Annotated in this window: 12 protein-coding genes; 5 read left to right on the top strand and 7 right to left on the bottom strand. The window is 62.9% G+C overall.

The window, feature by feature from the left end:
- Positions 1-22: 22 nt before the first annotated feature.
- The 4 genes from prmA (at position 23) to purH (ending at position 4095) form a co-directional block, all read left to right on the top strand.
- Complete coding sequence (gene prmA / locus QQF40_RS00795; protein ID WP_175088256.1) at positions 23-937, top strand: 50S ribosomal protein L11 methyltransferase; 915 nt, start codon at positions 23-25, stop codon at positions 935-937.
- Between the two features lie 190 nt (positions 938-1127).
- Entirely contained in the window at positions 1128-2162 is a 1035-nt protein-coding gene (gene dusB / locus QQF40_RS00790; RefSeq protein WP_175088257.1) for a tRNA dihydrouridine synthase DusB, read from the top strand.
- The gene (fis, locus tag QQF40_RS00785; RefSeq protein ID WP_043331993.1) at positions 2159-2455 is read left to right on the top strand and encodes a DNA-binding transcriptional regulator Fis; all 297 of its coding nucleotides are present in this window, start codon (positions 2159-2161) and stop codon (positions 2453-2455) included. The genes dusB and fis overlap by 4 nt, the downstream gene beginning before the upstream one ends.
- Positions 2456-2517: 62 nt before the next feature.
- On the top strand, positions 2518-4095 hold the full coding sequence (gene purH / locus QQF40_RS00780; RefSeq protein ID WP_175088258.1) for a bifunctional phosphoribosylaminoimidazolecarboxamide formyltransferase/IMP cyclohydrolase: 1578 nt from the start codon (positions 2518-2520) through the stop codon (positions 4093-4095).
- Between the two features lie 137 nt (positions 4096-4232).
- On the opposite strand, the gene QQF40_RS00775 is transcribed toward purH, so the two are convergent.
- Positions 4233-5342: an amidohydrolase family protein gene (locus QQF40_RS00775; RefSeq protein WP_285460144.1), complete on the bottom strand. Its 1110-nt coding sequence runs from the start codon at positions 5340-5342 to the stop codon at positions 4233-4235.
- A 61-nt stretch (positions 5343-5403) separates the two neighbouring features.
- Positions 5404-5643: a DUF2061 domain-containing protein gene (locus QQF40_RS00770; protein ID WP_175088260.1), complete on the bottom strand. Its 240-nt coding sequence runs from the start codon at positions 5641-5643 to the stop codon at positions 5404-5406.
- Positions 5644-5975: 332 nt separating this feature from the next.
- Between QQF40_RS00770 and glsB the strand changes: the two genes are divergently transcribed.
- A complete protein-coding gene (glsB, locus tag QQF40_RS00765; RefSeq protein WP_175088261.1) occupies positions 5976-6917 on the top strand; it encodes a glutaminase B in 942 nt (313 codons plus the stop codon).
- Between the two features lie 684 nt (positions 6918-7601).
- Here the strand turns inward: glsB and QQF40_RS00760 are convergent.
- From QQF40_RS00760 to QQF40_RS00740, 5 genes are all read right to left on the bottom strand, one after another.
- Positions 7602-9059 (bottom strand): NAD-dependent succinate-semialdehyde dehydrogenase, encoded by a 1458-nt coding sequence (locus tag QQF40_RS00760; RefSeq protein ID WP_175088262.1) that lies wholly within the window; start codon positions 9057-9059, stop codon positions 7602-7604.
- A gap of 98 nt (positions 9060-9157) precedes the next feature.
- Complete coding sequence (locus tag QQF40_RS00755; RefSeq protein ID WP_285460143.1) at positions 9158-9502, bottom strand: hypothetical protein; 345 nt, start codon at positions 9500-9502, stop codon at positions 9158-9160.
- A gap of 77 nt (positions 9503-9579) precedes the next feature.
- The gene (gene folX, locus QQF40_RS00750; RefSeq protein ID WP_175088383.1) at positions 9580-9984 is read right to left on the bottom strand and encodes a dihydroneopterin triphosphate 2'-epimerase; all 405 of its coding nucleotides are present in this window, start codon (positions 9982-9984) and stop codon (positions 9580-9582) included.
- Between the two features lie 86 nt (positions 9985-10070).
- The gene (gene folE, locus QQF40_RS00745) at positions 10071-10622 is read right to left on the bottom strand and encodes a GTP cyclohydrolase I FolE (RefSeq protein ID WP_175088264.1); all 552 of its coding nucleotides are present in this window, start codon (positions 10620-10622) and stop codon (positions 10071-10073) included.
- Between the two features lie 353 nt (positions 10623-10975).
- The gene (locus QQF40_RS00740) at positions 10976-12073 is read right to left on the bottom strand and encodes a serine/threonine protein kinase (protein ID WP_285460142.1); all 1098 of its coding nucleotides are present in this window, start codon (positions 12071-12073) and stop codon (positions 10976-10978) included.
- Positions 12074-12218 lie beyond the last annotated feature (145 nt).

The following is a 12218-nucleotide window of genomic DNA, read 5'->3' as shown; positions in this document are numbered from 1 at the left end:
TCGCCCATCGACAGGAGTCATCATGTCCTGGCTGCAACTCAAGGCGCGTATCGCCCCCGACCACGCCGAGATTCTCGAGCATCTGCTGATGGAAGAAGGCGCCTGCGCCATCACGCTGCAGGATGCTGAAGACCAACCGCTGTTCGAACCGGACCTCGGCAGCACACCGCTGTGGAGCGAGACAGTCCTCACCGGCCTGTGGGATGGCACCGAAGGCATCGAGGCCATGCGCGAGCGGGTCAAGGCCGGCTGGGCGGCGCTGATTCCCGACGAGCCCTGCCCGGAAATCGAGGTCGAGATCCTCGAGGACCGTGACTGGGCCCGTGAATGGATGGATGGCTTCGAGCCGCTCAAGATGGGCCAGCGCCTGTGGATCGTGCCCAGCTGGCACGATGCGCCGGAGCAGGACGCCGTCAACCTGATGCTCGACCCGGGCCTGGCCTTCGGCACCGGCACCCATCCGACCACCGCCCTGTGCCTGGAATGGCTCGATGGGCTGGCCGTCGATGGCAAGCTCGCCCAGCATAGCGTGCTCGACTTCGGTTGCGGCTCCGGCATTCTCGCCATCGCCGCGCTCAAGCTTGGCGCGGTGGATGCGCTGGGTACCGATATCGATCCGCAGGCACTGCAGGCCTCGCGTGAGAACGCCCAGCGCAATGAGGTCAGTGACCAGTTGACCCTGTGCTACCCGGACCGCCTGCCGGACGCAGGCTATCAGATCGTGGTCGCCAACATCCTGGCCGGCCCGCTGGTCGAACTGGCTCCGCAGATCGCTGCCAGTGTCGCCCCGGGCGGCCTGCTGGCGCTCTCCGGCATTCTCGCGCCCCAGGCGGGAGAGGTGCTCGACGCCTATCGTGAGGCTGGCCTGATCATGGAAGAACCCACCGAGCGCGATGGCTGGGTACGCCTCAATGGTCAGCGTCCGCTGATGGGCTGAACCTCGCCATAAGACACGCCATGAGCCACACCATGAGCGCCGCAGCCGCGCAGGGAGAACGCATCCAGGACGCATCGTGGATGAAATAGCCCTTCAAACCCTGCGGCGCTCTAGGTATCATGACGCCCCCGCGAATTCCTGACACGTCAGCGGCTCGCGCGCCTGACACCACTCGCATGACACGAGACCCATGACCGATACCCCGCTTCTCGCCGACCTGCCCCGCATCGGCGTACATCAGCTTCCCAATCGCGTGATTCTGGCCCCGATGGCCGGTGTCACCGATCGCCCGTTCCGACAGCAATGTCGTGAGCTGGGCGCCGGGCTGGTGGTATCGGAGATGGTGACCAGTGACAAGCGGCTGTGGAATACCGTCAAGTCACGCACGCGCATGAACCATGCCGGCGAACCCGGACCGCGTGCCGTGCAGATCGCCGGCGGTGATGCCGCCATGCTGGCCGAGGCCGCGGCGCTCAACGCCGAGATGGGCGCCGAGATCATCGACATCAACATGGGCTGCCCGGCCAAGAAGGTCTGCAACAAGGCCGCCGGCTCTGCCCTGATGCGCGACGAGAAGCTCGTCGGCGAGATTCTCGATGCCGTGGTGCGCGCCGTGGACGTGCCAGTCACGCTCAAGATGCGCACCGGCTGGTGCGAAGAGACACGCAACGCCATCACCATCGCGCGCATGGCCGAGAGTGCCGGCATCCAGGCGTTGTCCGTGCATGGTCGCACTCGCCAGCAGAAATATACCGGTGAAGCCGAATACGACACCATCGCCGCCGTGAAGGCCGCGGTGTCGATTCCGGTCTTCGCCAATGGCGATATCGACAGCGGCGAGAAGGCGCGACATGTGCTTGACTATACGGGCGCCGACGCCGTGATGATCGGCCGTGCCGCCCAGGGAAACCCCTGGATCTTCCGCGAGATCAATCACTATCTGGCCACCGGCCAGGTAGCCTGTGGCCCGAGCGATGCGGAGCGCGCCCTCGTGATGCGCGCCCACCTCGAGGCCCTGTACGAATTCTACGGTGACTACATGGGAACGCGCATCGCGCGCAAGCATGTGGGCTGGTACCTGGCAACACGGGAGGATGGCAGTGAGCTCAAGCGCCACTTCAATCCCCTCGAGGAGCCGGAAGAACAGCGCCAGTTCCTGACCCGCCTGTTCGGCGAACCGGAAAGCATCGCCCGCACCGAGACGCAAGGAAGTCACGCAGCATGACCAGCAGGCACCCTCTTTCACCCGACGACGCAAGCCAGGCCACCCTGATGACGCCCGTGCGGCACCATCAGACCCTGCGCGAGGCGGTCGAGCACTCCATGGCGCGCTACTTCGCCCACCTGGATGGCGAGCAGGTCACCGACCTGCATGCCATGGTGATGGCCGAGGTCGAGGCGCCGCTGCTGGAGGCGGTGATGGCCCACGCACAGGGCAACCAGACCCGCGCCGCCGACATGCTGGGCCTCAACCGAGGCACACTGCGCAAGAAGCTCAAGCAATTTGATCTGATCTGACCCCGCCGGGGCACCTTTACAGGTGCCCCGGCGTCTTTTTGTTGATCCACGAGTGGAGCATCATGCAAGCCAAGCCCCAAGCCATCCGTCGCGCCCTCCTGAGTGTTTCCGACAAGACTGGAATCGTCGAATTCGCTCGTGCCCTGGACGCCCGCGGCGTCGCCCTGCTGTCCACTGGCGGTACCTTCCGCCTGCTCAAGGACAACGGCCTTGCCGTGACGGAAGTGTCCGAGCACACCGGTTTCCCGGAAATGATGGATGGCCGGGTCAAGACCCTGCACCCGAAGATCCACGGCGGCATCCTCGGTCGTCGCGGCCAGGATGATGCGGTGATGGCCGAGCACGGCATCGATCCCATCGACATGGTCATCGTCAATCTGTATCCGTTCGCCGCTACCGTGGCCAACCCGGATTGCTCGCTGGAAGACGCCATCGAGAACATCGATATCGGCGGCCCGACCATGGTACGCTCCTGCGCCAAGAACCACGCCCACACCACCATCGTCGTCAACGCCTCGGATTATGACCGCGTGATCGCCGAGATGGATGCCAATGACAACGCCGTCAGCGATGGCGCGCGCTTCGACCTCGCCGTGGCCGCCTTCGAGCACACCGCGGCCTACGATGGCGCCATCGCCAACTGGCTGGGCCAGCGCGTCGAAGGCGGCAGCGAAGGTCTGCCGCGTCAGTACAACGTCAGCCTGAGCAAGAAGCAGGACATGCGTTACGGCGAGAACCCGCACCAGAAGGCGGCCTTCTACGTCGAGGACGGTGCCACCGAGGCCAGCGTCGCCACGGCCGTGCAGGTGCAGGGCAAGGCGTTGTCCTACAACAACGTCGCCGATACCGATGCCGCCTTCGAGTGCGTCAAGGCCTTCGACGAGACCGCCTGTGTCATCGTCAAGCACGCCAACCCGTGTGGCGTCGCCATCGGCGAGTCTGCCCTGGCCGCCTACGAGCGCGCCTATCAGACCGACCCGACCAGCGCCTTCGGTGGCATCATCGCCTTCAACGTGCCGCTGGATGCCGAGACCGCGCAGGCGATCGTCTCGCGTCAGTTCGTCGAGGTGATCATCGCCCCGGGCATCAGTGAAGAGGCGGCGGCCATCGTCGCCACCAAGGCCAATGTGCGCCTGCTCGACGTCGCGGATGCCTGGGCCGCCGAGCGTACCGGCGGCCATGACTTCAAGCGTGTCACCGGTGGCCTGCTGGTCCAGGACCGCGACCAGGGCATGGTCGGCCGTGATGAGCTCAAGGTCGTCACCGAGCGTGCGCCGAGCGAGCAGGAACTCAACGACCTGACCTTCGCCTGGAAAGTGGCCAAGTTCGTCAAGTCCAACGCCATCGTCTACATCAAGGATGGCCAGACCATCGGTGTGGGCGCCGGCCAGATGAGCCGTGTGTACTCCGCCAAGATCGCCGGCATCAAGGCCGCCGATGAAGGTCTAGAAGTGCCGGGCTCCGTGATGGCCTCCGATGCCTTCTTCCCGTTCCGCGACGGTATCGACGCCGCCGCGGCAGCCGGCATCACTGCCGTCATCCAGCCGGGTGGCTCCATGCGCGATCAGGAAGTCATCGATGCGGCCAACGAAGCCGGCATCGCCATGGTCTTCACCGGCATGCGTCACTTCCGTCACTGATCAGATGTCAGTACTTCAGTGGCATGCACGAGCACGGTGACTTGCACGAGCGTATAGACTAGCGCTCACGCAAAAGCCCCCGTCAGCGAATAATCGCTGGCGGGGGCTTTTTCATGCGCAGACGGCAAGGAACGAGGTCATTCGACCGGCAGATTGACCCAGCGCAGGAAGTTGTCGCGCGCAACATTGCGCGCCGCCTGTGGCGACAGCGCATCGAGGAAGGGCGTATAGCTGGCGAGGATATCGCCCACCGAGCCGAAGCGCCCGACCACATCACTGCCGAGCACGAAGCGCTGTGGGAAGCGCTCGACCAGCTTGACCCAGCGCGAGCGCGGCTGCCCCTCATCGTCCAGCAGGTAGGGTTCCAGCACTGACCAGGACAGGTCGATATTCAGGTTGGGATAGGTTTCCAGCATGCGCTCGATCTCGCCGTGTAGCCAGGTCATGCGCCCCAGACGGCGATTGAGCTCGGCACTGGTCCCGGCGTGCGCCCAGATGAAGGTCGTGTTCGGATTATCGCGCACCGCACTCTCGAATTCCTCGAGGTACAGGCCCTCGTGCCCTTCCCGTTTGCTGGTGATATTGGAATGGATCATCACCGGCAGGCCTTTCTCTGCCGCCAGCGCATAGACCTTCATCAAGGCCGGATGATTGGCGCGCGGCGTCTCGCCTTCGGTCAGACGCGTCAGATCATCATGGCGCGTGAAGACCTCCCCGATGCCCTTCCAGAAGCCGGGATAGATCGCCAACAGCTGACGAATCTCGTCGGCGGCATTCAGGTCGGTGGGGTTGAAGCCGGTGATGAACGGCGAGAAACGCGCCTGTACCGGCTCGGGCGCGCGAGTCAGCGCCTCGGCCAGGATGTAATCGGTACCGGAATACCAGTAGACCGGCGCATCATCGCCCATGTAGTAACGTGGCTTCTTGGGTGCGTCCTGCTGCCATTTCTTGGCGACGCCGATGCCCGTGACCAGGGCGTGATCGACCTGCGCCTGGTCCATGGCATCCAGCAAGGCCCCCAGACCGTCGCCCTGCTGGAAGAAGTCCACGAAGTGCAGATGGGCGTCACTGTAGTGATAATCGCGCGTCTCGTCGGCTGACACGGCCTCGAGAGCAGTCAGGCTGCCGGCAAGCCCCAGCAGCAACGCCAACGCCCCCTGGACGAGAGGACGTTGGCGGGCGCGGGCAGGACAAGATGGCTGGGCAGGAAGAGAGGAACGGGCGGTGCGAGGGGCAAGTTTCAGCATGGGGAGCTCCGGGAAAAGGTCGCTCGATTCTGCGGCGCATCCTCGCCACGCGCAAGCGGCCTCAGCCCGCCAGCGCCGCCCCGCTCATGGAGTTTCGCGAGTTTGCCTCGCGCTCAGCAGCCTGCTGGCGGCGCGCGGTGACGCGGTTCCAGACCTTCTCGTGGAAGAAGAAGGCGACGGTGTTGACCGCCGGCTCGACGATGGCGACCAGGCCGCCGACCACGATATCGCCGGTCAGCAGGTAGGTGACACCGAAGGCGATGGAGAAGTGCATGCTGGCAAAGGTCAATGTCTTGATCATGTTGGCTGCCCTCCGGGCGGTCTACTCAGCGCGTCGCATGTCATGGGGTCAGGCAGCTGCGTGCTGCCTTGATGAACCAATAATAACGATTCTCAACTGCATATAGAAATCACTTTGCACTACCTGGCTGATAAGCGTCAACTATCACGCGATTGAGCCGGCCTGAGGGCAGGAACTGCCAGGGGCATCGGGCGCGCCAGCTGCGGTCATATCCGCTAGAATGCTCTGCCGGTCCCTGGCGCCATTATCGGCCTGTCACCCGATGGCGCCGTTGTCACGATGGCCCGGCCAGCTTCACGCCCTTTTCCCTCTACCGCTGCTTCAAGGTTGCCATGACGCCGCCACTCGACCCCGATGCTCTCCAGACACTGCTCGAACGCCTGTCCGATGATGCCAGCCGCTGCTTCAACGAGGGCAAGGTCGCGGACTATATCCCGGCACTGGCGCAGGTCGACCCTGACCAGTTCGGCATCGCCGTCTGCCATGTCGATGGACGTGTCCAGTACGCCGGCAGCGCGCATACCCGCTTCTCGATCCAGTCGATCTCCAAGGTGCATGCGCTGGTACTGGCGATGCAGCGCCTGGAGAGCGACGAGATCTGGACGCGCGTCGGCCGTGAACCCTCCGGCCAGGCCTTCAATTCGATCATGCAGCTGGAGGTCGAGAACGGTATTCCGCGCAATCCCTTCATCAATGCCGGTGCCTTGCTGATCACCGACCTGCTGGTGTCGCGCATCGTCTCGATCCAGAACACCCTGCGTGAGCAGCTCAGGCGCCTATCCGGCAGCGACGATATCGGCTTCGATGAGAAGGTCGCGCGCTCGGAAATGGACCACAAGGCACGCAATGCCTCGCTCGCCTACCTGATGCAGGCCTACGGCAATGTGCATTCCGATGTGGATGACCTGCTGGACACCTACTTCCACAGCTGCTCGGTGTCGATGAACTGCGTGGAACTGGCGCGCAGCTTCGCCTTCCTTGCCAATCGCGGCATCAACCCACTGGATGGCAAGGAAGTGGTCTCGCCGCTGGAGACACGCCAGCTCAATGCGTTGTTGCTGACCTGCGGGCTTTACGATGCGGCGGGTGACTTCGCCTGGCGGGTGGGCCTGCCGGGCAAGAGTGGCGTCGGCGGTGGCATCATCGCCATCCTGCCGGGACAGATGAGCATCTGCGTCTGGTCACCCCGCCTGGACGGCTATGGCAATTCGATTGCCGGGCGACATGCACTGGAAGGCCTGGTGGCGGGGATGGGGCTTTCGCCATTGGGGTGAGAAGTGAGGGCTGAGGCACGATAGCCGAGCTCCGGCCATAAAAAAGGGCGAGTCGCGTCCGCCACGCCACTCGCCCTGTCTTCAATCCTTGAAGACTATCACCACAGGTCCCGCTCTTTGACTGTAGCGTAAATAAGCATATCCACAAGTAAGAGAATGCCGACAAAGCACAGCTGTCTTTGGCCCTGATCTGCGCGAAAAGGCCGCGATATACCGCTTTGGTCTGACACGCGCAGCGCGAGACACTCCATCTCTACGACCAATGGCTCATGCGCCTCTTGACGCGAGATTGCCCTCCTCTCGCCCATGCCGCTCTTTCATCAGCAGCGAAAGGTCGCTCTCATCAGCAGAGAAGATTCCACGGGCAAGTTGCAGGCGCACTCGGCGCAGACAGGTGGGATAAATGCATGGCATGAAAAAGCCCGCCCGGTTTCCCGAGCGGGCTTTTTGCCAGCTGATGGCGTATCCGATCATTGCCTTGAGAGCTGGCCATCAATCAGCGATGCAAAGCTCAAAGATGCAAGGCTCATGCAGGGATCGACAGCGCAGATCCATTGGCGATAGATCAGCCAAGCGATGGCGTATCCGATCATTGCCTTGAGAGCTGGCCATCAATCAGCGATGCAAAGCTCAAAGATGCAAGGCTCATGCAGGGATCGACAGCGCAGATCCATTGGCGATAGATCAGCCAAGCGAGAGACACAGATACTTGGTTTCCATGTATTCCTCGAGGCCATACTTGGAGCCTTCACGGCCCAGCCCCGATGCCTTGGTGCCACCGAAGGGCGCCGCGGCGTTGGAGATCAGCCCGGTATTGATGCCGACCATGCCGTAATCCAGACCTTCCGAGACGCGCCAGACACGCTTGAGATCCGTGCTGTAGAAATAGCTGGCCAGACCGAACTCGGTGTCGTTGGCCATCTCGATGGCCTCTTCCTCGCTCTCGAAGGGGAAGATCGCTGCCAGCGGACCGAAGGTTTCCTCACGGGCGACCTTCATCTCTGGCGTCACCTGCGAGATCAGGGTCGGCGTGAAGAAGCTGCCCCCCAGCGGATGCGGATGGCCGCCCAGCAGCAGTTCGGCGCCCTTGTCGAGGGCATCCTGCACGTGCTCGGTGACCTTCTCGACGGCGTCGCCATCGATCAACGGGCCGACCTTGACACCCTCTTCCAGGCCATTGCCCACGGTCAGCTCGGTGTTCATCGCGGCAGCCAGCTTCTCGCTGAAGGCGTTGACCACGCTGGACTGCACCAGGAAGCGATTGGTGCAGACGCAGGTCTGACCGGCATTGCGGAACTTGGCTGCCATCGCGCCTTCCACCGCCGCATCGAGATCGGCGTCTTCGAACACCAGGAAGGGCGCGTTGCCGCCAAGCTCCAGCGAGATCTTCTGGATATGCTGGGCGGCATTTGCCATCAGGCCACGCCCGACTTCCGTGGAGCCGGTGAAAGTCACCTTGCGCACGATGCTGGAATCGGTCATCGCCTTGGCGATGTCCCTGGCCGAGCCCGGCACGACGTTGAAAACGCCGCGCGGCACGCCAGCGCGTTCCGCCAGCACCGCCAGCGCCAACGCAGAGAACGGCGTCTGGCTGGCCGGCTTGACCACGATCGGGCAGCCTGCGGCCAGCGCGGCACCCGCCTTGCGGGTAATCATCGAGGCCGGGAAGTTCCACGGCGTGATCGCCCCCACCACCCCGACCGGCTGCTTGAGCACCAGGATACGCTGGTCACGCTTGGCGGCCGGAATGGTATCGCCATACACGCGCTGACCTTCCTCGGCGAACCAGCGCAGGAAGCTGGCCGCGTACTGGATTTCACCGGCGGCTTCAGCGAGAGGCTTGCCCTGCTCCAAGGTCATGATCTGCGCCAGGTCATCCTTGTGCTCCAGCATCAAGGCGTACCACTTCATCAGGATGTCAGCGCGCTCCAGCGCCGGCGTCTCCTTCCAGTCCGCGAAGGAGTGCTGCGCAGCCTCGATGGCCCGTTCGGTCTCGGCGTAACCCAGCCGAGGCACGCGGCCGATGATTTCGCCGGTGGCAGGATTGTCGACCTCGATCTGCTCGCCGGAATCCGCGGCTACCCAGCCACCGTCGATATAGGCAAATGGACGAAACAGACTGGTATCGTTGAGATGTTCCATGAAGACTCCCGAGGCGTGCTTGTGGGTCAAGGCAGTGATTCCCGGCTAACCGAGACTACTCAAGACTAACCTGATATAGCCTAGATGCGGGCGTGGCGCTAGATCCACAACCCTGCCAGTACTAGTACCACGATGGCCAGCCCGGCGAGCCACCAGCGCTTGCGCGTTGCCGGCCTGGCGGCGTCAGCCTTGCCCCCGGGGGCCTCGCCGACCTCGCTCTCGGGCGGCATCGAGACGACTCGCCTTGCCTTCTGCTGCTTGATTCGCGCATTGAAGACCTGCACTGCACGCCCGTCGCGAAGCTCGAAGTCCACCGCCAGCCCCGGCCCCGGCAAGCCACGCCCGCGCCAGCCGACCAGATCGAAGACGTGCTCACCGCCCTTCTCGTCCCGAATGGTGCCCTGCTGTTCTGCATCATCGAAATGGATGATTTCCCCGATCACATCATGTCTCCCGACTCTTCAGGCTTCTGCGCCTGATCTTCTCGACATCTGAGCTTCTCAACGCCTGCCCCGGCCGACTAGTCATGCGCTTCGCGACTGTCCGACAGGGTGACGGACACCGAGTCCGAGAAGCGCAAGGCATGCGGCTTGTCGATCTCGACCTGCGCCGTCAGCACCTGTTCGTGCGCCATCACGATATCCAGCACCTCACGGGTCATGCGCTCGAGCAGCGCGAAGCGTCCTTCCTCGACATGACGGATCAACTGCTTGGTGATGGTGCGGTAATTGAGCGCTTCACTGATGTGGTTGAACTGCACGGCGCGTGCCGCGCGATAGCGGATCACCACGTTGATCACGACATCCTGGCGATTCTGGATCTCGTCTTCGTTGATCCCGATATAGGTTCTCAGACGCAGATTCTTGATGCGAATGGTGGCGAGGTCGTGATCGAGATGTTCATCGTGCAAGGCATGCATCGGCATCGGCAGGGACTCCTGATCAAGGGAAACGCGCGAGATGACTCCCAGACAAGAACGCCGCCTCGAAAGGCGGCGTCTTCACTCTGCTGTCAGCTGATCAGCGTCAGGAATTCCTGACGGGTCGGCTGATTGTCGCGGAAGGCGCCCAGCATCACGGACGTCTTCATGCTGGAATTCTGCTTTTCCACCCCACGCATCATCATGCACATGTGGCGCGCTTCGACCACGACGGCCACACCACGTGCACCGGTGACCTGCTGAACGGCCTCGGCGATCTGCCTGGTGAGGTTTTCCTGGATCTGCATGCGACGCGAATACATGTCGACGATACGCGCGAACTTGGACAGACCAAGCACCTTGCCGGACGGCAGATAGGCGATGTGGCACTTGCCGATGAACGGCAGCAGGTGATGCTCGCACATCGAATAAAGCTCGATGTCCTTGACCAGTACCATCTCGTCCGTATCGGAGGTGAAGACAGCGCCGTTGACGATCTCCTCCAACGACTGTTGATAGCCATGCGTCAGGTACTGCATGGCCTTGGCCGCGCGCTTGGGCGTATCCAGCAGGCCCTCACGCTCTGGATCCTCACCCAACGCGGTGATGATCTGGCGGTAGTGGTTGGCAATCTCTTCGGTCATCCGTCTGCCTATGGTATCGGTCAGGGGCGCGCACTAGCGCACGCATAGCAGGGGTAAAGCACAAAAGTCATACACAAGCGATCAGATGGCAAGAAATCGTATAACTTCGTGTTCAATGTCAGGGCCAGATTCTACCTCAGGCATGCCGTCAACGCAGGTCTGTTCACGCGATTGTCGTATCCGTGCAACACATGCGCCCCCATCGGTAACCGATGGGGGCGCATGAAGAGGCGATGTCACTCACTTCGCCAAAGCGACTCAAGCCTCGCGACGGCCTTCAGGTCATGTCACGACTGCCAGGCTATGCCGCGACTACCAGCTCATGTCACGACTGCCAGGCTATGCCGCGATCGCTAGGCCAGCCAACGCGGCGCAGACAGCGCGACGCGCTGCTGTTCCAGGCTGCGAATGTGGTCGTCCCAGTAGCCTAGGCTCGCCACGTGGGAGAAGGCCTGCGGGAAGGCGGGATCCGACCAGCGCCGCACCACCCAGGCACTGTGACGCACCATGCGCAGGGTACGCAGAGTCTCGATCCACTTGAGCTCGCTGCGATTGAACTCACAATGCTGCTCGTAGCCCTCCAGCACCTCGGACAGCTGCATGTGCAGCTCCGGGTCACTCTGACCGGTCAACAGCATCCACAGGTCCTGCACCGCCGGGGCGCTCAGGCAGTCATCGAAGTCGACCAACGCGAAGCTGTCATCACGCCCCAGCATGTTGCCGATGTGGCAATCGCCATGGGTGCGGATCAAGGCGCTTTCCAGCCAGCTCTGCTCCGCGACCAACGGGCGCAGTGCCTCGATGACACGCTGGTAGCTGTCGCGCTGGCGCTCACTCAGCCAGTCGGAGGGCAGCACGCTGGCGCAGCTTTCTTCCAGAATTCGCAGCGGCGAGAGCGTCTCCCGCTCGCGAAACGCGCTCTTGCGCCCCACCGCATGCACGCGGCCGATCAGCTCGCCCAGCTGATAGAGGTGCTCGGCAGATTCAAGCTCTGGCGCGCGCCCCACCACATGCGGGAAGAGCGCGAAGTCGAAGCCCTCGAATCGATGCAGCGTCTCGCCGGCCTCGTTCGCCCACGCAGGGGCGCCCGGAACACCGGCCTCATCCAGCTCGGCCAGGAAGGCGTGCTCCTCGAGAATCTGGGCACGGCTCCAGCGCTCGGGGCGATAGAACTTGGCCACCCAGCGGCGTCGGTCATCATCGGCGAGATGGTAGACACGATTCTCGTAACTGTTCAGCGCGAACGGCTCGCCGGGCAACCAGAAGCCCAGCGATTCGACAGCGGCCACGACACGGTCCGGCGCGAGAGCATCGAAGGGATGAAAACGCGTGTCTCCATGGCCCTCTGACGCAGATGTCGTCGACCAGGTGTTGCCATTGGAGCGCACATCCAACTCGCGCGAAGTGCCGGAAGATTGCGTGTCATCGGGGGAAACAGGATCAATAGGCATGGCAATTCCTCGGGCGTGGACCAGCAAACGGCTGCCGGACCTTGCATGCTATGAGATTAGACCCTCTGCACGCCAGTCTTCTCCCTGACTGACCCCGCCTGCCCGCTGAGTTCAACGCCCGTTTCGCGGCTGAGCCCTGTCGGCA

It is taken from the genome of Cobetia sp. LC6 (assembly GCF_030264805.1).
GTDB lineage: Bacteria > Pseudomonadota > Gammaproteobacteria > Pseudomonadales > Halomonadaceae > Cobetia.
This window is presented reverse-complemented; position numbering and strand designations above follow the sequence as displayed.

What these genes read in the sequence shown, in the direction of transcription:
- folE (WP_175088264.1), bottom strand. Translation starts at nt 10,622, where the DNA reads ATGACCGAAGAGATTGCCAACCACTACCGCCAGATCATCACCGCGTTG.
- prmA (WP_175088256.1), top strand. Translation starts at nt 23, where the DNA reads ATGTCCTGGCTGCAACTCAAGGCGCGTATCGCCCCCGACCACGCCGAG.
- glsB (WP_175088261.1), top strand. Translation starts at nt 5,976, where the DNA reads ATGACGCCGCCACTCGACCCCGATGCTCTCCAGACACTGCTCGAACGC.
- QQF40_RS00740 (WP_285460142.1), bottom strand. Translation starts at nt 12,073, where the DNA reads ATGCCTATTGATCCTGTTTCCCCCGATGACACGCAATCTTCCGGCACT.
- fis (WP_043331993.1), top strand. Translation starts at nt 2,159, where the DNA reads ATGACCAGCAGGCACCCTCTTTCACCCGACGACGCAAGCCAGGCCACC.
- QQF40_RS00775 (WP_285460144.1), bottom strand. Translation starts at nt 5,342, where the DNA reads ATGCTGAAACTTGCCCCTCGCACCGCCCGTTCCTCTCTTCCTGCCCAG.
- purH (WP_175088258.1), top strand. Translation starts at nt 2,518, where the DNA reads ATGCAAGCCAAGCCCCAAGCCATCCGTCGCGCCCTCCTGAGTGTTTCC.
- folX (WP_175088383.1), bottom strand. Translation starts at nt 9,984, where the DNA reads ATGCCGATGCATGCCTTGCACGATGAACATCTCGATCACGACCTCGCC.
- QQF40_RS00770 (WP_175088260.1), bottom strand. Translation starts at nt 5,643, where the DNA reads ATGATCAAGACATTGACCTTTGCCAGCATGCACTTCTCCATCGCCTTC.
- QQF40_RS00760 (WP_175088262.1), bottom strand. Translation starts at nt 9,059, where the DNA reads ATGGAACATCTCAACGATACCAGTCTGTTTCGTCCATTTGCCTATATC.
- dusB (WP_175088257.1), top strand. Translation starts at nt 1,128, where the DNA reads ATGACCGATACCCCGCTTCTCGCCGACCTGCCCCGCATCGGCGTACAT.